Source organism: Pseudomonas putida, from assembly GCF_003228315.1.
Lineage (GTDB): Bacteria > Pseudomonadota > Gammaproteobacteria > Pseudomonadales > Pseudomonadaceae > Aquipseudomonas > Aquipseudomonas putida_S.
On the sequence record NZ_CP029693.1, the window covers coordinates 2,300,135 to 2,321,125 of the forward strand.

The 20,991-nt window shown below is 62.6% G+C and carries 20 protein-coding genes; 13 read left to right on the forward strand and 7 right to left on the reverse strand.

Annotated elements, in window-relative coordinates; all coding sequences use genetic code 11:
* Window positions 1–10: 10 nt before the first annotated feature.
* The 3 genes from feaR to paaY all read right to left on the reverse strand — a co-directional run bounded on the left by feaR (window position 11) and on the right by paaY (window position 2,702).
* On the reverse strand, window positions 11–925 hold the full coding sequence (gene feaR / locus DKY63_RS10460) for a transcriptional regulator FeaR (RefSeq protein ID WP_110964018.1): 915 nt from the start codon (window positions 923–925) through the stop codon (window positions 11–13).
* An 88-nt stretch (window positions 926–1,013) separates the two neighbouring features.
* Window positions 1,014–1,937 (reverse strand): phenylacetic acid degradation operon negative regulatory protein PaaX, encoded by a 924-nt coding sequence (gene paaX, locus DKY63_RS10465; RefSeq protein ID WP_110964019.1) that lies wholly within the window; start codon window positions 1,935–1,937, stop codon window positions 1,014–1,016.
* Between the two features lie 174 nt (window positions 1,938–2,111).
* Window positions 2,112–2,702 (reverse strand): phenylacetic acid degradation protein PaaY, encoded by a 591-nt coding sequence (gene paaY, locus DKY63_RS10475; protein ID WP_110964021.1) that lies wholly within the window; start codon window positions 2,700–2,702, stop codon window positions 2,112–2,114.
* A gap of 350 nt (window positions 2,703–3,052) precedes the next feature.
* Here paaY and paaF point away from each other — a divergent pair, with 350 nt between their 5' ends.
* The 7 genes from paaF to cqsA all read left to right on the forward strand — a co-directional run bounded on the left by paaF (window position 3,053) and on the right by cqsA (window position 10,788).
* On the forward strand, window positions 3,053–3,826 hold the full coding sequence (gene paaF / locus DKY63_RS10480) for a 2,3-dehydroadipyl-CoA hydratase PaaF (RefSeq protein ID WP_110964022.1): 774 nt from the start codon (window positions 3,053–3,055) through the stop codon (window positions 3,824–3,826).
* A gap of 51 nt (window positions 3,827–3,877) precedes the next feature.
* Window positions 3,878–4,669 (forward strand): 2-(1,2-epoxy-1,2-dihydrophenyl)acetyl-CoA isomerase PaaG, encoded by a 792-nt coding sequence (gene paaG, locus DKY63_RS10485; protein ID WP_110964023.1) that lies wholly within the window; start codon window positions 3,878–3,880, stop codon window positions 4,667–4,669.
* A 3-nt stretch (window positions 4,670–4,672) separates the two neighbouring features.
* The gene (gene paaH / locus DKY63_RS10490) at window positions 4,673–6,190 is read left to right on the forward strand and encodes a 3-hydroxyacyl-CoA dehydrogenase PaaH (protein WP_110964024.1); all 1,518 of its coding nucleotides are present in this window, start codon (window positions 4,673–4,675) and stop codon (window positions 6,188–6,190) included.
* Window positions 6,183–6,632, forward strand: a complete 450-nt coding sequence (paaI, locus tag DKY63_RS10495) for a hydroxyphenylacetyl-CoA thioesterase PaaI (RefSeq protein ID WP_110964025.1) — start codon at window positions 6,183–6,185, stop codon at window positions 6,630–6,632. The genes paaH and paaI overlap by 8 nt, the downstream gene beginning before the upstream one ends.
* Window positions 6,625–7,836 carry a 3-oxoadipyl-CoA thiolase gene (gene pcaF, locus DKY63_RS10500; RefSeq protein WP_110964026.1) on the forward strand — a complete coding sequence of 404 codons (1,212 nt, stop codon included), beginning with the start codon at window positions 6,625–6,627 and terminating at the stop codon, window positions 7,834–7,836. The genes paaI and pcaF overlap by 8 nt, the downstream gene beginning before the upstream one ends.
* 99 nt (window positions 7,837–7,935) lie before the next feature.
* Window positions 7,936–9,261 carry a phenylacetate--CoA ligase PaaK gene (gene paaK, locus DKY63_RS10505; protein WP_110964027.1) on the forward strand — a complete coding sequence of 442 codons (1,326 nt, stop codon included), beginning with the start codon at window positions 7,936–7,938 and terminating at the stop codon, window positions 9,259–9,261.
* A 312-nt stretch (window positions 9,262–9,573) separates the two neighbouring features.
* Window positions 9,574–10,788 carry an alpha-hydroxyketone-type quorum-sensing autoinducer synthase gene (gene cqsA / locus DKY63_RS10515; RefSeq protein ID WP_110964029.1) on the forward strand — a complete coding sequence of 405 codons (1,215 nt, stop codon included), beginning with the start codon at window positions 9,574–9,576 and terminating at the stop codon, window positions 10,786–10,788.
* Window positions 10,789–10,964: 176 nt separating this feature from the next.
* On the opposite strand, the gene DKY63_RS32175 is transcribed toward cqsA, so the two are convergent.
* Together DKY63_RS32175 and DKY63_RS10525 are read right to left on the reverse strand one after the other, a co-directional pair.
* Window positions 10,965–11,513: a hypothetical protein gene (locus tag DKY63_RS32175; RefSeq protein ID WP_162634894.1), complete on the reverse strand. Its 549-nt coding sequence runs from the start codon at window positions 11,511–11,513 to the stop codon at window positions 10,965–10,967.
* On the reverse strand, window positions 11,510–12,322 hold the full coding sequence (locus DKY63_RS10525) for a hypothetical protein (RefSeq protein ID WP_110964031.1): 813 nt from the start codon (window positions 12,320–12,322) through the stop codon (window positions 11,510–11,512). The genes DKY63_RS32175 and DKY63_RS10525 overlap by 4 nt, the downstream gene beginning before the upstream one ends.
* Before the next feature lie 239 nt (window positions 12,323–12,561).
* On the opposite strand from DKY63_RS10525, the gene paaA reads away from it, so the two are divergent.
* From paaA to paaZ, 6 genes are all read left to right on the forward strand, one after another.
* Window positions 12,562–13,551, forward strand: coding sequence for a 1,2-phenylacetyl-CoA epoxidase subunit PaaA (gene paaA, locus DKY63_RS10530; protein WP_110964032.1), 990 nt, complete (start codon window positions 12,562–12,564; stop codon window positions 13,549–13,551).
* 28 nt (window positions 13,552–13,579) lie between these two features.
* Complete coding sequence (gene paaB / locus DKY63_RS10535; RefSeq protein ID WP_007943393.1) at window positions 13,580–13,861, forward strand: 1,2-phenylacetyl-CoA epoxidase subunit PaaB; 282 nt, start codon at window positions 13,580–13,582, stop codon at window positions 13,859–13,861.
* A gap of 8 nt (window positions 13,862–13,869) precedes the next feature.
* Complete coding sequence (gene paaC, locus DKY63_RS10540; RefSeq protein WP_110964033.1) at window positions 13,870–14,631, forward strand: 1,2-phenylacetyl-CoA epoxidase subunit PaaC; 762 nt, start codon at window positions 13,870–13,872, stop codon at window positions 14,629–14,631.
* Entirely contained in the window at window positions 14,618–15,151 is a 534-nt protein-coding gene (gene paaD, locus DKY63_RS10545) for a 1,2-phenylacetyl-CoA epoxidase subunit PaaD (RefSeq protein WP_110964034.1), read from the forward strand. Before paaC ends, paaD begins: the two co-directional genes overlap by 14 nt.
* 32 nt (window positions 15,152–15,183) lie before the next feature.
* Window positions 15,184–16,260 (forward strand): 1,2-phenylacetyl-CoA epoxidase subunit PaaE, encoded by a 1,077-nt coding sequence (gene paaE / locus DKY63_RS10550; RefSeq protein WP_110964035.1) that lies wholly within the window; start codon window positions 15,184–15,186, stop codon window positions 16,258–16,260.
* 160 nt (window positions 16,261–16,420) lie between these two features.
* On the forward strand, window positions 16,421–18,475 hold the full coding sequence (paaZ, locus tag DKY63_RS10560; RefSeq protein WP_110964037.1) for a phenylacetic acid degradation bifunctional protein PaaZ: 2,055 nt from the start codon (window positions 16,421–16,423) through the stop codon (window positions 18,473–18,475).
* A gap of 156 nt (window positions 18,476–18,631) precedes the next feature.
* On the opposite strand, the gene DKY63_RS10565 is transcribed toward paaZ, so the two are convergent.
* Window positions 18,632–19,483 carry a helix-turn-helix domain-containing protein gene (locus DKY63_RS10565; RefSeq protein WP_204354321.1) on the reverse strand — a complete coding sequence of 284 codons (852 nt, stop codon included), beginning with the start codon at window positions 19,481–19,483 and terminating at the stop codon, window positions 18,632–18,634.
* A gap of 53 nt (window positions 19,484–19,536) precedes the next feature.
* Window positions 19,537–20,970 carry an aminotransferase gene (locus DKY63_RS10570; RefSeq protein WP_110964039.1) on the reverse strand — a complete coding sequence of 478 codons (1,434 nt, stop codon included), beginning with the start codon at window positions 20,968–20,970 and terminating at the stop codon, window positions 19,537–19,539.
* Window positions 20,971–20,991: the final 21 nt, after the last annotated feature.

Below are 20,991 nucleotides of genomic sequence, written 5' to 3' on the forward strand. Positions count from 1 at the left end.
TCAGCGGGACTCAAGCATGCTGCTTGCGATACTCCCCCGGCGCAATGCCGAAGCGGGATTTGAAGGCTGTGGAAAAGTAGCTCGAATCGGAGAAGCCCCACGAATACCCCAGCACCGACAGCTTCTGTTCCTTGCCTGACTGACGCAGCGACTCGGCGCACAGGTCCAGGCGACGGTTCTTGATGTAGCGCGCCACCACCAGGCCTTTCTTGGCAAACATCCGGTACAGGCCACGGGTCGACATGCCGACTTCCCGCGCCAGCCATTCCGGGCACAGTTCTTCGGAGCGGATGTGCTGGTCGATGAAACTCAGGGTCTTGCGGAAGGTGCGCTCGTGCAGGTCGGTGCAGTCGTCGGTCTGGCTGATGGCCGGACGCAACAGGCTGACCAGTGCTTCCAGGGTCGCCTCGCTCTCCTGGCGGCTCATGTCCGGTTGGCGCGTGGCTTCGAGGATCAGGCTGTGGGAGAGCATGGCGATGGGCGAGTTGCCGGCGATCCGGTGGCCGCACCTGACCTGGTTGAAGCGCAGGGTCTGCTCCACCAGTTGGTAAGGCAGGATCAGCGACAACTGTCGGGAATTGTCGCTGTAGGTGAAATCGCTGGGGCGCGATGCGTCGATCAGGGTGATGTCACCGGCCGACAGCAGCACTTTGTCGTCGCCCTGCGCCATGCCCGCCGTGCCATCGAGCTGGAATACCGCGAAATACTTGCCGCCCTCGGCCGCCGCCACCTGCTGCGGCGTGCGGTACAAGCGCGCCTGGCAGGCATCGACGAAGCTGAGCTTCAAGGCATCGCTGCGGTATTCCCGGATCTGGCCGGCGAAACCGGCACCCAGGGGTTTGGCGTTGAAGGCGCCACAGATCTGGTTGATCTGATGGATCCATTGATCGAACCCATCCTGGCGCTGTGCGGTTGTTGAAATCATGGCAGGCCTCTCACGCAGGCTTTGTTTTTATTGTCTACGTCAACACTCGGGTTCTCCTGAACAGCGACACTCCCTGACCGGCGACGGGTTACTTCAACCCGCCAAAACGTCGGTAAAAACTCTCGCCCACGTCCGGCAACGGGCCGTCGGCGGTTTCCAGAGCACTGTTCAGCCATTCCTCGGCCTTGGCGTAGATCAGGCGATAAATGTTGCGGCACAACTGCCGGGCCGCTCGACCTTCCCAGTCGCCGGGCAACAGTTCGTCCGGCAATTGCGGATCACGCAGCAGCAGCTTGCGGTACTCGTGAATCAGCAGAATCCGTGCCAGGAAGCAGTCGGCCGGTTGCAGGTTTTCCTGCTCGCGCAGCGACTGCCAGAGCGGGCGGAACAGCTGAATGAACTCGCTGTAATGGGTCGCCAGTTCTTCGATGTTCCAGCTCTCGCGCACTTGCAGGCGCAGGGCCTTGGAGGCCAGCACGTCCTGGGCGGTGGTTTCGAAAACGATGGTTTCTTCCTGGGCGCCAAGGTCGATCAGGGTCGCGTTGACGTCGGTGCGGTCGCTGCGCGGGCAGGCCAGCACCACCGGCGAAATCGCACCAAAACCTTGCCACTCCAGCTCTTCACGCACCTGCTTGCGCTTGTCCTGGGTCAACTGCGAGAGCATCACCAGGCACCAGGAACCGTCCCAGGCCGGCATGGTGGTGCTGTAGACCCGCTTGAAGGCCTTGTCGAAACGGCGACGACCGGTGCCGGTCAGGCTGTAGTAGCTGCGACGGCCGACTTTCTCGGCGGTCAGCCAGCCTTCCTTGGTCAAACGGAAAATCGAGGTGCGGATCAGCCGCTCGTTGATGCCGATCGGTTCGAGCAATTGAATCAGGCTGCCCAGCCACACGGTCCCGCCATGGGGTTCGATGGCATCACCGTACAACGTGATGATCAGGGAACTGGCGCGGATCGGCGTCTGTTCCTGGAAGCGCGTAATCAGATGGTTCAAAGGTGTCAGGGACGACATGGGCGTACCGGGCTGAAAAAAAGAAAAGGAATATACCGAAACTCTGCCTGCTAATTGCACCTCCCTCTGTAGGAGCGAGCATGCTCGCGAAAAACTTCCGGACAATACGAGCATTCAGACAGCCCGCGTCATCGTTGACGTCCATCGCGAGCAGGCTCGCTCCTACAGGGGGGATCAACTGCCTTTAGGCCGCAGGCCACGATCACTCATCCGCGGCCGATCCGCTTCCGGCGCCGGCAACGGTTCGCACTCCTGCATCTGTGTAAGGCACCGCTTGGCCAGCTCCTGATACTCACGGGTGCCCGCCTGTTTCCACGCCACTTCCTGATCGCTGAGGGTGCGCTTGACGATGGCCGGCGCGCCCATCACCAGCGACTGCTCGGGGCATTCGAAACCGGCCTTGACGAACGCGGCTGCTGAAACAAAGGAACGTTCACCGATACGCGCGTTGTCCATCACCACCGCATTCATGCCCACCAGCGCGTCGGCACCGATCCGGCAACCGTGCAGTACCGCGCCATGGCCGATATGGCCATTGCGCTCAACCACCGTGTCGCTGTCGGGGAAGCCGTGCATCACGCAGGTGTCCTGCAGGTTGGCGCCCTCTTCCAGGACGATCCGCCCGAAGTCACCGCGCAGACTCGCCAACGGCCCCACATAGCAATGCGGGCCGACGATCACGTCACCGATCAGCACCGCCGTCGGGTGCACATAAGCAGTGGGGTCGATCACCGGGGTCAGGCCATCGAGGCTGTAGCAGGTCATGGCAGCTTCCTTCACAAAGCGATGCGTTTATTGACTCAATTTGTATCACATCGCTTTTACCAGCACAAAGACAAAAAAGCGTATCACTTGAAAAGCCCTTGATCCGCCCACCATTTCAACCGCTCTAGAACGCCACAAAAGCCAATATATTCGGGGTAAAAACCCTTGCAACCCATCCCTGCAAGCGGTCCATGGAAAACCACAAATCCGACAATAGGACACATCAAATCAATTTTTGTATTGCATTTGCGTATCACGTTGCGAGTATACTCCGACAAAACCGGCCCCCACGACCGGATCCAATAACAAGCCGGCACTACCGCCGTGCGTACACCCTGAGGGCAACCGCCGTGCCTCAAACCCTGACCGTCGAAACACTCGACACTGGCGTGCGCCTGATTACCCTGCAGCGCCCGCAAGCGCTCAATGCCCTGAACACCCAATTACTGGGCGAACTGGCCGACGAACTCGCCATCGCCCAGGCCGATGCCGACACCCGCGCCGTGGTCATCACCGGCAGCCGCAAGGCCTTCGCCGCCGGCGCCGATATCAAGGAAATGGCCGAGCGCGACCTGGTCGGTATCCTCGACGACCCACGCCAGGCCTCGTGGCAGGCCATCACCCGCTTCAGCAAACCACTGATCGCTGCCGTAAACGGCTTCGCCCTCGGCGGTGGCTGTGAACTGGCGATGCACGCCGACATCATCATTGCCGGTGAAGACGCCCGCTTCGGCCAGCCGGAAATCAACCTCGGGATCATGCCCGGCGCCGGTGGCACCCAGCGCCTGCTGCGCGCCGTCGGCAAATCCATGGCCATGCAGATGGTGCTGACCGGCGAGCCGATCGACGCCCGCCAGGCCCAGCGCGCCGGCCTGGTCAGCGAAATCACGCAACCGGAATTCACCGTCGAACGCGCCCTTGAAGTCGCCCGCCAGATTGCCGCCAAGGCCCCGCTGGCGGTGCGCCTGGCCAAGGAAGCGCTGCTCAAGGCCATGGACACCGACCTTGCCAGCGGCCTGCGCTTCGAGCGCCACGCCTTCACCGTGCTGGCCGGCACCCGCGATCGCAATGAAGGCATCGCGGCGTTCCAGGAAAAGCGCAAACCGACCTTCACCGGCCAGTAATCCGGCCGCAGAACACCGAATTCGAACGACCTCCCAGAGAGCGCCAAGACCATGAATTTCGAACACATCCTGTTTTCCATCGACGCTGGCGTCGCCCTGCTGAGCCTCAATCGCCCGGACCAACTGAACAGCTTCAACACTCAGATGCACGGCGAAGTGAAGGAAGCGCTGAAACAGGTACGGCAGAACCCGGACGTGCGCGTCCTGCTGCTGACCGGTGAAGGCCGTGGCTTCTGCGCAGGCCAGGATCTGAGCGACCGCAACGTCGCGCCGGGCGCCGCCGTGCCGGACCTGGGCGAGTCCATCGAGAAGTTCTACAACCCGATGATCCGCCAACTGCGCGACCTGCCGATGCCGGTCATCTGCGCAGTCAATGGCGTGGCCGCCGGTGCCGGCGCCAACATTCCCCTGGCCTGCGACCTGGTACTGGCCGCGCGTTCGGCCAGCTTCATCCAGGCCTTCTGCAAGATCGGCCTGATCCCTGATTCCGGTGGCACCTGGACCCTGCCGCGTCTGGTGGGCATGGCCCGCGCCAAGGCCCTGGCCCTGCTCGGCAACCGCCTGACCGCCGAACAGGCGGAACAATGGGGCCTGATCTACCGCTGCGTGGAAGACGCCGAACTGCGCGACGAAGCGCTGAAGCTGGCGCAACACCTGGCCACCCAGCCGACCTACGGCCTGGCCCTGATCAAGCGCAGCCTGAACGCCAGCATGAGCAACAGCTTCGACGAGCAGCTGGAGCTGGAACGCGACCTGCAACGCCTGGCCGGACGCAGCGAGGACTACCGCGAAGGCGTGAGCGCCTTCATGGAAAAACGCACCCCAAGCTTCAAGGGACGCTGAGTGATGACCGCACTGAATAAAACTGAACGCGTTGCCGTGATTGGCGCCGGCGCCATGGGTGCCGGCATTGCCCAGGTCGCGGCGCAGGCCGGCCATCCGGTAGTGCTGCTGGACAACCGTCCGGGCGCCGCCGCACAAGCCATCGAAGGCATTGACAAGCAACTGGGCAAACGCGTCGAGAGCGGCAAGCTGTCCGCCGAATCGCGCAGCGCCACCGTCGCTCGCCTGCAAGCGGTGGAAGCCATCGAAGCCCTCGCCGATTGCGACTTGATCATCGAAGCCATCGTCGAGAACCTCGAGGTCAAGCGCGCGCTGTTCGCCCAGCTGGAAGACATCTGCGGCGAGCACTGCATCCTGGCCAGCAACACCTCGTCGCTGTCGATCACCAGCATCGCCGCGAAGCTCAAACGCCCGCAACGCCTGCTCGGTCTGCACTTCTTCAACCCGGCGCCGGTCATGGCGCTGGTGGAAATCGTCTCGGGCCTTGCCAGCGATCCGGCCCTCGCCGAATGCCTGTACGACACCGCCAAGGCCTGGGGCAAAAAACCGGTACACACCCGCTCCACCCCCGGTTTCATCGTCAACCGCGTGGCCCGTCCGTTCTACGCCGAAAGCCTGCGCCTGTTGCAGGAAGGCGCCGCCGATTGCCCGACGCTGGATGCGCTGATGCGTGAGGCCGGTGGCTTTGCCATGGGCGCCTTCGAGCTGACTGACCTGATCGGTCATGACGTCAACTACGCCGTGACCTGCTCGGTGTTCGACGCCTACTACCAGGACACCCGCTTCCAGCCGTCGCTGATCCAGAAGGAACTGGTGGACGGCGGTCGTTTCGGTCGCAAGAGCGGACAGGGCTTCTACAGCTACGCCCAGGGCGCCGAACGCCCGCAAGCCGCTGAAATCACCAGCAGCGCCAGCGTCGAAGCCTGTGTGGTCGAAGGCGATCTGGGCTTTGCCCAAGGCTTGCTGCCACGCCTGCGCGAACAAGGTATCAACGTCATCCAGCGCGATGGCCGTGGCCTGTTGCGGGTCGGTGACGCGGTGCTGGCCCTGAGCGACGGCCGCATGGCCTGCCAGCGCGCCAAAGAAGACGGCCTGCGCAACCTGATCCTGCTGGATCTGGCCGGCGATTACGCCACGGCCAAACGCATCGCCATCAGCTTTGCTGCGGGCATCGATCCGCTGGCCCTCGAACAAGGCGTCGCCCTGCTGCAACAGGCCGGCCTGAAAGTCAGCCTGCTCAGCGACAGCCCGGCCCTGGCCGTACTGCGCACCGTGGCGATGCTCGCCAACGAAGCCGCCGACGCCCTGCTGCAAGGCGTGGCCTCGGCCGCCGACATCGATCTGGCCATGCGCGCCGGGGTCAACTACCCGCAAGGCCCGCTGGCCTGGGCCGATGCCGTTGGCCTGCCGCACATCCTGGCCGTGCTGGACAACCTGCAAGCCGCCTACGGCGAAGAACGCTACCGGCCATCGCTGCTGCTGCGTCGCCGCGTAGCCGAAGGGAGAAACTTCCATGACTAACCATGAAGCGATGACCCTGGCGAGTGAATGTGCGCAGTCGCTGTTCCAGCGCGACGCCGCCAGCCAGGCCATGGGCATGCGTTTGCTGTCCGCCGGCCCCGGCACCGCTCGCGTGGGCATGACCGTGCGTGCGGACATGGTCCAGGGCCACGGCACCTGCCACGGCGGCTACCTGTTCGCCCTCGCCGACTCGGCCTTCGCCTTTGCCTGCAACAGCTACAACGAAGCCACCGTGGCCATCGGCTGCAGCATCGACTACGTCGCCCCGGCGCGCCTGGGCGACACCTTGAGTGCCGACTGCATCGAGCAAAGCCGCTCGGGCCGCACCGGCAACTACGACGTACGCATTGAAAACCAGCAGGGCCAGTTGATCGCCCTGTTCCACGGCAAATCCTACAAAGTGCGCGGCCCGGTGCTGGCGCAGGAGACTCCGAATGAATGACGCCCTGATTATCGACGCGGTACGCACGCCCATCGGCCGCTACGCCGGCGTTCTGAGCAGCGTGCGCGCCGACGACCTCGGCGCGGTGCCGCTGCGCGAACTGCAACGCCGCCACCCGCAAGTGAACTGGAGCCAGGTCGACGACGTGATCTACGGCTGCGCCAACCAGGCCGGCGAAGACAACCGCAACGTGGCGCGCATGTCAGCGCTGCTGGCCGGCTTGCCGGTCAGCGTACCGGGCACCACCCTCAACCGCCTGTGCGGTTCCGGGCTGGACGCGGTCGGTACCGCAGCGCGGGCGATTCGCAGTGGCGAAGCCGGCCTGATGCTGGTCGGTGGCGTGGAATCGATGTCCCGCGCACCGCTGGTGATGGGCAAGGCCGAGCAGGCGTTTTCCCGTCAGGCGGAAATCTTCGACACCACCATCGGTTGGCGCTTCGTCAACCCGCTGATGAAAAAAGGCTTCGGCATTGATTCGATGCCGGAAACCGCGGAAAACGTCGCCGCCCAGTTCAACATCTCCCGCGCTGATCAGGACGCCTTCGCCCTGCGCAGCCAGCAACGCGCTGCTGCCGCCCAGGCCAATGGACGTCTGGCCAAGGAAATCGTCGCCGTGGAAATCCCGCAGCGCAAAGGCCCGGCCAAGATCGTCGAGCAGGATGAACATCCGCGTGGCGACACCACCCTGGAGCAGTTGGCCAAACTCGGCACGCCGTTCCGCGAAGGCGGCAGCATCACCGCCGGCAACGCCTCGGGCGTCAACGACGGGGCCTGCGCCCTGCTGCTGGCCAGCCCGGAAGCCGCCAAGCGCCATGGCCTGACCGCCCGTGGCCGCGTGGTGGCGATGGCTACCGCCGGTGTCGAGCCACGGATCATGGGCATCGGCCCGGTACCAGCGACCCGCAAGGTGCTGGAACTGGCCAACCTGAGCCTGGCGGACATGGACATCATCGAACTCAATGAAGCCTTCGCCGCCCAGGGTCTGGCGGTGCTGCGCGAACTGGGCTTGAGCGACACCGATCCACGGGTCAACCCCAACGGCGGCGCCATCGCCCTGGGCCACCCGCTGGGCATGAGTGGTGCGCGCCTGGTGACCACTGCCCTGCACGAGCTGGAAGAACGCAATGGCCGCTACGCCCTGTGCACCATGTGCATCGGCGTGGGCCAGGGGATCGCGCTGATCATCGAGCGTCTATCCCACTAAAGAACCGCGATTCCCAAGGACACCAGAGGTATCCTTGGGGCATGCACTCAAAGCCCCGCCGAGAAGGGGCTTGAACACAAAAACAATTCGAGTGAAACCATGAACATGCCAATTTCCCAATCCACGCTCGATCCTGTACTGGACCCGCTGGAAACCGCCAGCATCGACGAATTGCGTTCGCATCAGTTGGACCGCATGCGCTGGAGCCTGAACCACGCCTACAACAACGTGCCGATGTACCGTCAGCGCTTCGATGAGCAGGGCGTACACCCGGACGACATCAAGTCCCTGGAGGACCTGGCGAAGTTCCCGTTCACCACCAAGTCCGACCTGCGCGACAACTACCCCTACGGCATGTTCGCCGTGCCGATGAACGAGATCGTGCGCCTGCACGCCTCCAGCGGCACCACCGGCAAACCGACCGTGGTCGGCTACACCCAGAACGACATCGACACCTGGGCCAACGTGGTGGCTCGTTCGATTCGCGCAGCCGGTGGCCGTCGCGGTGACAAGGTGCACATCTCCTACGGCTACGGCCTGTTCACCGGCGGTCTGGGCGCGCACTACGGCGCCGAACGCCTGGGTTGCACCGTGATCCCGATGTCCGGTGGCCAGACCGAGAAACAAGTGCAGTTGATCAAGGATTTCCAGCCGGACATCATCATGGTCACGCCGTCCTACATGCTCAACATCGCCGATGAAATCGAGCGCCAGGGCATCGACCCGCACAAACTGGCCCTGCGCCTGGGCATCTTCGGCGCCGAGCCGTGGACCGCCGAACTGCGCAGCGCCATCGAAGCGCGCATGGGCATCACCGCCCTGGACATCTATGGCCTCTCGGAAATCATGGGCCCGGGTGTCGCCATGGAATGCGCCGAGACCAAAGACGGCCCGACCATCTGGGAAGACCACTTCTACCCGGAAATCATCGACCCGATCACCGGCGAAGTACTGCCGGACGGCCAGATGGGCGAACTGGTGTTCACCTCTCTGAGCAAAGAAGCCCTGCCGATGATCCGCTACCGCACCCGCGACCTGACGCGCCTGCTGCCGGGCACCGCGCGCCCGATGCGCCGCATCGACAAGATCACCGGACGCAGCGACGACATGCTGATCATCCGCGGCGTCAACGTGTTCCCGACGCAGATCGAGGAGCAGGTGCTGAAAATCAAGCAACTGGCCGAGTGCTACGAGATCCACCTGCACCGCAACGGCAACCTGGACAGCGTCGACGTGCACGTGGAGCTCAAGGCCGAGCACCAGCACATGACCGACGACCAGCAGAAAGCCGTGTGCGGCGAGCTGAGCAAGCACATCAAGACCTACATCGGGATCAGTACGCGCATCGTGTTGCAGCCTTTCCACTCGATCAAGCGATCCGAGGGCAAGGCCTGCCACGTCGTGGACAAACGCCCTAAAGCATGACTGCTGCACCTTTTGAGCCCCGCTGATGCGGGGTTTTTTTTGCCTGCGCAACCCTGTAGGAGCGAGCCTGCTCGCGATGGTCGTCAACGATAACGCTGGCTGCCTGATACCCCGCGGCGATCTCAAGTTCATCGCGAGCAGGCTCGCTCCTACAGTTGGATGGCGCGTATTCGCGGTATCGAGTCGACTGACTGGCCGAACTGAACGCCACCCATCGCCCGCACCACAAAACTGTCAACTCTGACAGTAGCCAAGGACCGCCGCCGGGGTTGTAGTGCGCTGACAACCGATCACTCCGCAAAGGAGTCATCCATGCCTGGTACCAACCCGCCTACGCCCGCCAACATCGAAGCGGCTGCATTGCCCGACTTTGTCCGCTCACGCATCGAGACCCACACGGTCGATCGCGTCCAGCAGCGATGGGCTGGTCAGCATCTGCTGCACGGCGCCACCCCTGGCCCCGATGCGCTGCACCTGTCGAGCAACGACTACCTTTGCCTGGCGACGGAGTATTCGCTGATCGAAGCTCAAGCCCGGGCGATGCTGCAGACGCGGCATCAACTTCTAATGTCTGCCGTTTTTCTTCACGGCGACACGCCCGTGTCCAGGCTGGAGCAACGCCTGGCCCATTTCATGGGTGCACAGGACAGCATCCTTTGCCAGTCAGGCTGGGCGGCCAATACGGGATTGCTGCAAGCCATCGCCAACAAGGACATTCCCGTCTATCTGGACATCCTTGCGCACATGTCCCTATGGCAGGGCGCACACGCAGCGGGGGCGCGCGCCATCGCGTTTGCGCATAACGACGCCGCCCATGCGCAACGGCAGATAAGAAAACATGGGCGCGGCGTCATTGCGGTGGATGCGGTCTACAGCACCAATGGCAGCCTGTGCCCGCTGGGGGATTTCGCCGAGGTTGCCCAACGTCATGACTGTGTGCTGGTGGTCGACGAATCCCACTCCCTCGGCACCCACGGGCCGCAGGGGGCCGGGCTGGTCGCGCAGTGTCGCCTGTCCGACCATGTGCATTTCCAGACGGCCAGCCTGGCCAAGGCCTTGGCCGGTCGTGCCGGTCTGATTACCTGCCCGACCTGCTTCAAGGATTACTTCGCCATGGAGTCTTACCCGGCGATTTTCAGTTCCAGCCTGCTCGATCACGAGTTGACGTGGTTTGAACAGGCCGTGGGTTTCGTGCAACACGCTGATGAGCGCCGCAGCAGACTGCGCTCGATGACGCATCGGGTCAGATCCGCATTGACGGAGTTGGGTTATGACGTCAGCGCCGGGACCGAACAGATCATCGCCCTGGAACCCGGGTTCGAGTTGCTGACCCTGCGCCTGCGTGATGCCCTGCAGGCACGTGGCATATTCGGCTCGGTGTTCTGCGCACCGGCCACCGGCCTCAACCGTTCATTGATGCGACTGTCACTCAATAGCGGGCTGACAGACGAAGATGTCGACCGCCTCATCAAGGCCTGCGCCGACATCCGCGGGGAAGTAAGGCTAAACCTGTGGAGACGCGCCTGATCCGCCTCTCTGTAGGAGCGAGCCCTGCTCGCGATGGTCGTCAACGATAACGCTGGCTGCCTGATACCCCACGGCGCTCTCGGGTTCATCGCGAGCAGGCTCGCTCCTACAGGGGTACGCGGAGGATTGGCGGTCTCGTGCAGGAGTTGTCCCGGAGGAGTGCCCGCCTGCCCTCATCAGGATTTCGCCACCTGGGGATCACGCGAAAGAGCCCTGGCAATGGATCGTCTGGCACAGTCCTTTGCATCTATCTTGTCGATATGGGCCTCCAGCGCCTCGACTTCTCGCGCCTTGCGCCTTTTGTCACTTGGGCCCAACGCAAACCAGAAAATCAATGGCAGCAGAAGACCTCCCCACCAAACACCGAACATCAGCGTTACCAACGATGACGGAACGAACAGCACCGCCGATACCACCCAGAACCAATGCGGCGTCTTGAACAATTCCTTGTAGATATCTTCAAGTGGATTCAGGTCGTAGTATTGCGAACGATCGTGATTGCGCAGGCGTAACGGCCACCAGAAATCATTGCCTGGGCTGTCCGCACCGATCAAGGAAACCTCATGACCTTCACTCATCTGGAACGGCTCGAATAAACACTCCAGGCGAAATTCCTTACCTGTCGACGCCTTGATCCAGACCTCGCCATTGGACTGATTGCTGAGCACTACCCCGTGCACGATCCAGAAATTCAGTCGGGTGCCCGCGAAGATGTAGTTGCTCATTTCGAACCCTTGCGCGACAAAGCCCTGCGCACGCCATTGCTGTCCAGCACGGGGTTTGGCGCCTCGACCGGAGCTTGCACGGGCGCTTGTTGCACCGGCGCCGCCACCTGCACTTCGACAGGCAGTTCGAACTGCATCGAGATCGTTTGAACCTGTGCTTCGGACAGGTTAATGCCCGAGGCCTTGAGCATGGCTTCAAACGGGTTGACTTGCGGTTGAACAGGGTTGGCCATCTGAGGGCTCAGCTTGTCGAGGAAGGCATTCAAGTCGCTGATAAGCCGCCGCCTGCGCTTCGAGGCCTGATAGCACTGATAAAAGATGTACAGAATGAACACCACCAGGCCCAGCGCCGGTGAAGCAAAGCCGACGCCGAACAACAGGGCGAAGGCAATCCACAACGAGCTCCACTTGAAGTCCACCAGCGCCAATTCCTGATTCAGCGCTGCAGCGTCACGCACCACCCAGCGTTTGGCCGCCGAATGGTTATGCAGCACTGCAGGTACAGGTGCCTTGCCGTCCTTGCGCAGCGCGCTGAACAACGACACCTGCTGACCTGCACGCAGGGGAATATCCACCCCGCGCAACTTCACATCGTGCTCGACGCCGTCCGCGGTCCTGATCCAGAACTCGTGGTTGATGATCGACTCCGAACTGACCCGCACCGGTTGCCCGTTGGCGCCGACACTGCCCGCAGTTGCGCCGCCACCTGTCGTGGTGATCCGGGTTTCGCTCATCTTTTCGCTGCCCAGCACCTCACCGCTCAACACAGTGAACGCGACCTTCTTATCGCCATGGGTGAATTCGTGCATTTCGACTCCTTGAGAGGCCCGCCGGCTGGCGTTGCAAAGGGAAAGATCCATCTGCGGCGGATGCTACTAAGGTGCCACCAGCGTGTCCAGAAACCCCAACTCGCCCTCCCATACGTCGGAAGCGATACACAAAAACAATACGACACTATATTTTCTGTTTGATATTAATTTCTGTATCGCTTATAAAGTTCTCCATGCCCTCGAAATGCCCCTGAACAAAAAAGAGGCCGGAGACCGAAATGTACGCACAGCTTGTAGAAACCGGAGTCAAGCGCATCAAGGACCTGTCGGAAATGTCCGATCAGGAACGCGCCTTCCAGGAAAAAATCGATTCAGAAATCAAGATCGAAGCCAAGAACTGGATGCCAGATGCCTACCGGCAGACCCTGATCCGGCAGATTTCCCAGCACGCTCACTCCGAAATCGTCGGCATGCTGCCCGAAGGCAACTGGGTCACCCGCGCGCCAACGCTCAAACGCAAGCTGCAATTGATGGCCAAGATCCAGGACGAAGCCGGCCACGGCCTGTACCTGTACAGCGCCATGGAAACCCTGGGCGCCGATCGCGATACAGAAATCGACAAGCTGCACAGCGGTAAAGCCAAGTATTCGAGCATCTTCAACTACCCGACGCTGAACTGGGCCGACATGGGCGCGGTGGGCTGGCTGGTGGATGGTGCGGCGATCGTCAACCAGGTGGTGCTGCAGCGCACCTCCTACGGCCCGTACTCGCGGGCGATGATCCGTATCTGCAAGGAAGAGAGCTTCCACCAGCGCCAGGGCTACGAAATCCTGCTGACCATGATGCGTCACGGTACCCAGGCGCAGAAGGACATGGTTCAGGACGCGATCAACCGCCTGTGGTGGCCGTCGCTGATGATGTTCGGCCCGAGCGACGAACACTCGCCGAACAGCGCGCAATCCATGGCCTGGAAAATCAAGCGCCAGAGCAACGACGAACTGCGCCAGCGCTTCATCGACCAGACCATCCCGCAGCTTGAGCTGTTGGGCTGCACCTGCCCCGACCCTGACCTGAAGTGGAATGCAGAAACCGGCCACTACGACTTCGGCCAGATCCAGTGGGACGAATTCTACGAAGTGCTCAAGGGCAACGGCCCGTGCAACACCGAACGCGTCGCCACCCGCCGCAAGGCGATTGAAGACGGTGCCTGGGTCCGCGAAGCCGCTGTCGCCCACGCCCGCAAAAAACAAAACAAGAACGCCGCCTGATCCGGCCACCTGATGTGGAGTAACTGAAATGTCCGAGTGGACCCTCTTCGAAGTCTTCGTGCGCAGCAAGCACGGCCTGAACCACAAGCACGTCGGCAGCGTCCATGCCGCCGATACCACCATGGCCATCGAGAACGCGCGCGAGCTCTACACCCGTCGCAGCGAAGGCGTGAGCCTGTGGGTCGTGCCTTCGGCGCTGATCACCGCTTCGTCGCCGGATGAAAAAGACCCGCTGTTCGACCCGTCGGACGACAAGGTTTACCGCCACGCCAGCTTCTACGAGCTGCCGGCCGAAGTCGGGCACATGTGAGATCGACCATGACGAACAAGACCGATCTGATCGAATACCTGCTGCGCCTGGGCGACAGCGCCCTGATTCAGGGCCAGCGCCTGTGCCAGTGGTGCGGCAAGGCCCCGGCACTGGAAGAAGAGCTGGCGCTGATGAACGTCGGCCTCGACCTGGTGGGCCAGGCCCGCAACTGGCTGGACTATGCCGCCGAGCTGCTGGACGACGGCCGTGACGCCGATGACCTGGCGTTCCGCCGCGACGAGCGTGCCTACCGCAACCTGCTGCTGGTGGAACAACCCAACGGCGACTTCGCGGTGACCATGCTCAAGCAGTTCCTGTACGACGCCTGGCATCTGGAAGTCCTCAAGGGCTTGAGCCAGTCCAGCGATGAGCGCATCGCCGGGATCGCCGCCAAGGCCGTGAAGGAAGTCACCTACCACCTGCGCCGCTCCGGCGAATGGGTCGAGCGCATGGGCGACGGCACCGAGGAAAGCCATAAGCGCATGCTCGCGGCCATCCCGGAAGTCTGGCGTTTCACCGTGGAACTGATCGCCGCCGATGACAGCGAACAGCGCCTATGCGAAGCCGGCATCACCCCGGACATCGCCACGGTCGCTAGCGCATGGCAAGCCAAGGTTGAACAAATCTTCGCCAGCGCCACCCTGCCCGTCCCTGCCGCGCCAAGCTATTTCTACCTGAATGCGCGCAAGGGCCTGCACACCGAACACCTGGGCATCCTGCTGGCCGAAATGCAGTTCCTGCCACGAGCGTACCCCGATGCAACCTGGTGATCTGATCGCCAGCGACCAAGGCGCCCGGCCGGCACAACCGACCGACCTGGCTGCCGCCTGGGCGGTCCTGTCCGAGGTCATGGACCCGGAAGTGCCGGTGGTCAGCGTCGTGGACCTGGGGATCGTGCGCGATCTGGACTGGCAGGCCGGTCACTTGCACGTGGTGGTCACGCCGACCTACTCCGGCTGCCCGGCCACCGAAGTGATCGAAAGCGATATTCGCGACGCACTGGAGCTGGCCGGTTTTCGCGCACCGAACCTGGAGCGCCGCCTGACGCCGGCCTGGACCACCGACTGGATCAGCGCCAGCGGCCGCGAGCGCCTGCGGGCCTACGGCATCGCGCCGCCCGACGGCAGCACCAGCAAGCGCAGCCTGCTCGGTGAGAGCCCGGTGATCGCCTGCCCGCAATGCGGCAGCGTGCACACCGAGGTGCTCAGCGAGTTCGGCTCCACCGCGTGCAAGGCGCTGTACCGCTGCATCGATTGCCGGGAACCGTTCGACTATTTCAAGTGCATCTGAGCGGCGAGCCGCCGTCCAGCTGGAGAACAACAATGAGCAAATTTCACAGCCTGACCATCAAGGACGTGCGCACCGAGACCCGTGACGCGGTGTCCATCGCCTTCGAGATTCCGCAAGACCTGCAAGATAGCTTCCACTTCACCCAGGGTCAGCACCTGGTGATGCGCACCCAGCTGGACGGCGAAGAAGTGCGTCGCTCCTACTCGATCTGCACCGGCGTCAACGACGGTGAACTGCGCGTAGCCATCAAGCGCGTGGCCGGCGGGCGTTTTTCCGCCTACGCCAACGAACAACTCAAAGCCGGGCAAACCCTGGAAGTCATGCCACCAGCCGGCCACTTCAGCGTCGAACTCGACCCGGCTCGCCATGGCCAATACTTGGCGGTCGCCGCCGGCAGCGGCATCACGCCGATCCTGTCGATCATCAAGACCACCCTGGAAACCGAGCCCCACAGCCGCGTCACCCTGCTGTACGGCAACCGTTCCAGCTCCGGCGCGCTGTTCCGCGAACAGCTGGAAGACCTGAAGAACCGTTACCTGCAACGCCTGAACCTGATCTTCGTGTTCAGCCGCGAGCAGCAGGACGTCGACCTGTACAACGGCCGGATCAACGCCGAGAAATGCGAGCAACTGTTCAGCCGCTGGCTCGACGTGAAAGCCCTCGACGCCGCCTTCATCTGCGGCCCGCAGGAAATGACCGAGACCGTGCGCGACAGCCTGAAAGCCAAGGGCATGGACCCTGCGCGCATTCACTTCGAACTGTTCGCCGCCGCCGGCAGCCAGCAGAAACGCGAAGCCCGTGAAGCGGCTCGCCAGGTGGATTCGGCGGTCAGCCACATCACCGTGATCAGCGACGGCCGCGCCCTGGGCTTCGACCTGCCGCGCAACAGCCAGAGCATCCTCGACGCCGGCAACGCCATCGGCGCCGAACTGCCCTACTCGTGCAAGGCCGGCGTGTGCTCGACCTGCAAATGCAAGGTCATCGAAGGCGAAGTGGAAATGGACACCAACCACGCCCTGGAAGACTACGAAGTGGCGGCCGGCTACGTCCTGTCGTGCCAGGCCTTCCCGGTCACCGACAAGGTGGTGCTGGACTTCGACCAGCTCTGAAACTTATCCACAAGAACAACGCAAAACCCTGTAGGAGCGAGCCTGCTCGCGATAGCGGTGGATCAGTCACCGGAGATGTCGAAGGTGACGGCCTCATCGCGAGCAGGCTCGCTCCCACAGTGGTCACGCGGTGTTTTCACAATTTTTGAGAGTCAATGCCATGTCCCACGCCCCTACCCTGCAAAGCTTCATCGCCGGCCGCTGGATCGGCCAGCAAGGCGCGCAAGTCCTGCGCAGCGCCATCGACGGCCATGAAATCTTCCGCACCCATGAAGAGCGTCCGGACTTCGCCGAAGCCATCGAACACGGTCGCCGCCAAGGCGTCAGCGGCCTGATGGCGCTGGACTTCCAGCAACGCGCCCAGCGCCTCAAGGCCCTGGCCCTGTACCTGGCCGAGCGCAAGGAACAGCTCTACGCGATTTCCCACCACAGCGGCGCCACCCGTGCCGACAGCTGGATCGACATCGAAGGCGGTAACAGCACGCTGTTCACCTACGCCAGCCTGGGCTCGCGCGAGCTGCCGTCGGGCAACGTGGTCCACGAAGGCCCGGCCATGCAGCTGAGCAAGATGGGCTCCTTCGCCGGTACCCACATCCTGGTACCGCGCGGCGGCGTCGCCGTGCACATCAACGCCTTCAACTTCCCGATCTGGGGCATGTTGGAAAAGTTCGCGCCGAGCTTCCTCGCCGGCATGCCGTGCATCGTCAAGCCCGCCAGCGCCACCAGCTACCTGACCGAAGCCGTGGTGCGCCTGATGGACGAATCCGGCCTGCTGCCAGCGGGCAGCCTGCAACTGATCATCGGTGGCACCGGTGACCTGCTGGACCGCCTGCAAGGCCAGGACGTGGTGACCTTCACCGGTTCCGCCGACACCGCGGCCAAGCTGCGCGTAAACCCGAACCTGATTCGCAACTCGGTGCCGTTCACTGCCGAAGCCGACTCGCTGAACTGCGCGATCCTCGCTCCGGACGTCACCCCGGACGACGAAGAATTCGAGCTGTTCATCAAGGAAGTGGCCAAGGAAATGACCACCAAGGCCGGGCAGAAATGCACCGCCATCCGCCGCGCCATCGTGCCGGCCAAGCACATTGATGCCGTGGCCACGCGTCTGCGTGATCGCCTGGCCAAAGTCGTGGTTGGCGATCCGTCGGTGGAAGGCGTGCGCATGGGTGCACTGGCTTCCCACGATCAACAGAAAGACGTGGCCGAGCGCCTGGAAATGCTGTTGCAGAGCAGCGACCTGCTGTTCGGTGCCCGTGACGGCTTCGAGCCGCGCGGCGTGAACGTCGACAAGGGCGCGTTCTTCGCCCCGACCCTGTTGCAGGCCCGCGATCCGCACGCCGAAGGCGGCGCTCACGACATCGAAGCGTTCGGCCCGGTCAGCACCCTGATGGCCTACGACGACATCGACGAAGCCCTGGCCCTGGCCGCACGCGGCAAAGGCAGCCTGGTGGCCAGCCTGGTGACCAAGGATCCACAAATCGCCGCCAAGGCCGTTCCAGTCGCCGCAGCCCTGCACGGTCGTCTGCTGGTGCTGGACCGCAACTGCGCCGGTGAATCCACCGGTCACGGCTCGCCACTGCCACAACTCAAGCACGGCGGTCCGGGTCGTGCCGGTGGCGGTGAAGAACTCGGCGGCCTGCGTGCGGTGAAACACTACCTGCAACGCGCGGCGGTCCAGGGCTCGCCAACCATGCTGGCAGCGGTCACCGGTGAATACGTGCGTGGCGCCAAGGTCATCGAAACCGAAGTGCACCCGTTCCGTCGCTACTTCCAGGACCTGCAGATCGGCGAGTCGCTGCTGACCCACCGTCGCACCGTCACCGAGGCGGACCTGGTGAACTTCGGCTGCCTGTCGGGCGACCACTTCTACATGCACTTCGACGACATCGCGGCCAAGGAATCGCAATTCGGCAAGCGCATCGCCCACGGCTACTTCGTACTGTCGGCCGCGGCGGGCCTGTTTGTATCCCCTGGCGTCGGCCCGGTGCTGGCCAACTATGGCCTCGACACCCTGCGCTTCATCAACCCGGTGGGCATCGGCGACACCATCCAGGCGCGCCTGACCTGCAAACGCAAGATCGACCAGGGCAAGAAGAGCCCACAGGGCGTTCCGCAAGGGGTGGTGGCGTGGGATGTGGAAGTCACCAACCAGCTGGGTGAGCTGGTGGCCAGCTATGACATCTTGACGCTGGTGGTGAAGCGCGAGGATTGATCCGCGCTTCTGGTTGACCACAGTTCTTGTGGTCAACCCAAAAACCTGTAGGAGCGAGCCTGCTCGCGATGGCGGTGTGTCAGTCAGTGATGATGTCGACTGACACACCGCTATCGCGAGCAGGCTCGCTCCTACAGGGGTGCGATCTTTTGGCTTTCAGTGCCCGCGCAACCACTCGATGAACAGCGCAAACAACTCCGACTGCGACCCCACTTCCAGCTTCAAATACAGGTTCTTGCGGTGCATGCGCACGGTTTCCGGGGAGATGTTCATCTGGCTGGCGGTGGATTTCACCGAGTGGCCCCGCAGGACCATGTGCGCCACTTCCCGTTCGCGCTCGGTGAGCAGGTCACTACCGAACTGTTCGAACGCGGACTGCACCCGATGCTTGAGGTCATCAGCCGACTTCTGCTCGCTATCGCACTGAATCGCACTATTGCGCAGCATGCCCCGACGGCTGAATTCGCTGACGAACTCGCGCACCAGCGGTTCGACCGCGCGTAGTAGATTCAACTGGTCGACTCGCAGGCATTCACCACCGAAACCTTGATAGAGACTGACGGAAATTTTGGTGTCGTTGCCGGTGTCGACGATGTAGTAGCTGTCTTCCGAACAGCCGGCATTCAGGTAGTAAGTCTTGTAGTAGTCGCTGTCGAAAAAGTTGTCCGGCGCGATTTCTTCCAGGTGATAGAAGCCTTGCGCCAACCCCTGCTCCACCGCGAAACAGAACGGGTCGAGCAGATAGCCCCCGGAAAAATAGCGGTCGAGAATCGAGACCTGATATTGCTCGGCAATCCCGCGCTGATGCAGCAATTGCGGCGGACGGTCCTTGCGCTCCAGGCTGATCATCATCGATTCGATGGACACCAGCTGCGCCAACGCCGACGCCAAATATTGCAGGGCGTCGGGCTCGTCGATATGGGCGAATGCCTCGCGCATTCCCCCATGCCATTTGTGCAATGCCCCGAAGGGCATCGCGATCAGCGTTTCGTCGTTTGGTCTGCTCATGACCCGCAGTCTAGCGGCAGAGCACGGCCTTGGTAACAGCCTGACGGACAAAGTCATTGGCCGGCGTACTGGCCGCTCGCAGAAAGCTCGGCCGCCACTTCCAGGATGCACTCGCGCAGGATCTCGACGATCTCGTCCACCTGTGCATAAGTCAGGATCAACGGTGGCGACATCACGTTCAGGTGCATGATCGGCCGCACCAACAGTCCTTTGGCCTGAGCCCGCGAATGGATCTTCTCGCCGATGTTGATCTCGTCGGCAAACAACGCCTTGGTGCGCTTGTCGGCGACGAATTCAACGCAGGCCATCAGTTTCAGGCAGCGCACATCCCCCACCAGCGGCAGGTCCCGCAGGGTAGCCAGGCGTTGTTCCAGGTAACCGCCGACATCCTCGACATGGGCCAGCAGGTTTTCCCGCTCGATGATCTCGATGTTCTTCAGCGCCGCCGTGCAGCACACCGGATGACCACTGTAGGTGAAACCGTGGGTGAAGCAGCGGCCCGTGCCCGGTTCGGCAATCACCTTCCAGATGCGATCGGAGAAGATGCAGGCGCCCAGCGGCAGATAGGCCGAGGTCAGGCCCTTGGCGGTGGTGATGATGTCCGGCTGCACGTCGAACACGTCCTTGGAGGCGAAGAACTTGCCCAGGCGCCCGAACGAGGTCACCACCTCATCGGCGACAAACAGGATGTCGTAGCGCTGGCACACTTCCCACATGCGCTTGAGGTAACCCTTGGGCGGAATGATCACCCCGCCCGAACCCATCACCGGTTCGGCGAAGAAGCCGGCCACCTTGTCCGCGCCAATCGAGAGGATCTTGTCTTCGAACTCCTTGACCAGGAATTCGAGGAACTGCGCCTCATCCATGCCTTCCGGCGCGCGGTAAGGGTTGGGGTTGTACACGTGGTGGATCAGCGGGTTGGCGTAGTCGAATTCCGGCACCCGGTCGGCGGCCTTGTTGCCGATGGACATGGTCAGGGTGGTGGAGCCGTGATAGGCGTTGAAACGGGCGATGACGTGCTTCTTCTCCGTCTTGCCACGGCAGTTCTGGTAGTACTGGATCAGCCGGTAGGCGGTGTCGACCGCGGTGGAGCCACCGGTGGTGAGGAACACGTGATCAAGATCGCCCGGCGCCAGGCTGGCGAGCTTTTCGCACAGCTGGATCGCCACGTTGTTCGACATGTCGGAAAACGGATTCGAATACGCCAGTTGCCGTACCTGATCGGCAATGGCCTCGGCCATTTCCTCACGCCCCAAACCGATGTTGGTGCACCACATGCCGCCCACGGCATCGAGGAAACGGTTGCCCTGGGTGTCGTAGATGTAGGCGCCGTCACCGGCGACGATATTCAGCGAGCCCTGTTCGGCGTGCTCGTCGAACATGTGGTAGCCGTGCATGTGGTGGGCCTTGTCGGCCTTGACCAGTGCGGCTTCTTCAGCCTGCGAGAACACTTTCTTGATCGGGGTAGCCTTGATTGGAGTAGCCATACACAAACCTCAAACTGAACA

What these genes read in the sequence shown, in the direction of transcription:
- feaR (WP_110964018.1), bottom strand. Translation starts at nt 925, where the DNA reads ATGATTTCAACAACCGCACAGCGCCAGGATGGGTTCGATCAATGGATC.
- paaX (WP_110964019.1), bottom strand. Translation starts at nt 1,937, where the DNA reads ATGTCGTCCCTGACACCTTTGAACCATCTGATTACGCGCTTCCAGGAA.
- paaY (WP_110964021.1), bottom strand. Translation starts at nt 2,702, where the DNA reads ATGACCTGCTACAGCCTCGATGGCCTGACCCCGGTGATCGACCCCACT.
- paaG (WP_110964023.1), top strand. Translation starts at nt 3,878, where the DNA reads ATGAATTTCGAACACATCCTGTTTTCCATCGACGCTGGCGTCGCCCTG.
- paaH (WP_110964024.1), top strand. Translation starts at nt 4,673, where the DNA reads ATGACCGCACTGAATAAAACTGAACGCGTTGCCGTGATTGGCGCCGGC.
- paaI (WP_110964025.1), top strand. Translation starts at nt 6,183, where the DNA reads ATGACTAACCATGAAGCGATGACCCTGGCGAGTGAATGTGCGCAGTCG.
- pcaF (WP_110964026.1), top strand. Translation starts at nt 6,625, where the DNA reads ATGAATGACGCCCTGATTATCGACGCGGTACGCACGCCCATCGGCCGC.
- paaK (WP_110964027.1), top strand. Translation starts at nt 7,936, where the DNA reads ATGAACATGCCAATTTCCCAATCCACGCTCGATCCTGTACTGGACCCG.
- cqsA (WP_110964029.1), top strand. Translation starts at nt 9,574, where the DNA reads ATGCCTGGTACCAACCCGCCTACGCCCGCCAACATCGAAGCGGCTGCA.
- DKY63_RS32175 (WP_162634894.1), bottom strand. Translation starts at nt 11,513, where the DNA reads ATGAGCAACTACATCTTCGCGGGCACCCGACTGAATTTCTGGATCGTG.
- DKY63_RS10525 (WP_110964031.1), bottom strand. Translation starts at nt 12,322, where the DNA reads ATGCACGAATTCACCCATGGCGATAAGAAGGTCGCGTTCACTGTGTTG.
- paaA (WP_110964032.1), top strand. Translation starts at nt 12,562, where the DNA reads ATGTACGCACAGCTTGTAGAAACCGGAGTCAAGCGCATCAAGGACCTG.
- paaB (WP_007943393.1), top strand. Translation starts at nt 13,580, where the DNA reads ATGTCCGAGTGGACCCTCTTCGAAGTCTTCGTGCGCAGCAAGCACGGC.
- paaC (WP_110964033.1), top strand. Translation starts at nt 13,870, where the DNA reads ATGACGAACAAGACCGATCTGATCGAATACCTGCTGCGCCTGGGCGAC.
- paaD (WP_110964034.1), top strand. Translation starts at nt 14,618, where the DNA reads ATGCAACCTGGTGATCTGATCGCCAGCGACCAAGGCGCCCGGCCGGCA.
- paaE (WP_110964035.1), top strand. Translation starts at nt 15,184, where the DNA reads ATGAGCAAATTTCACAGCCTGACCATCAAGGACGTGCGCACCGAGACC.
- paaZ (WP_110964037.1), top strand. Translation starts at nt 16,421, where the DNA reads ATGTCCCACGCCCCTACCCTGCAAAGCTTCATCGCCGGCCGCTGGATC.
- DKY63_RS10565 (WP_204354321.1), bottom strand. Translation starts at nt 19,483, where the DNA reads ATGAGCAGACCAAACGACGAAACGCTGATCGCGATGCCCTTCGGGGCA.
- DKY63_RS10570 (WP_110964039.1), bottom strand. Translation starts at nt 20,970, where the DNA reads ATGGCTACTCCAATCAAGGCTACCCCGATCAAGAAAGTGTTCTCGCAG.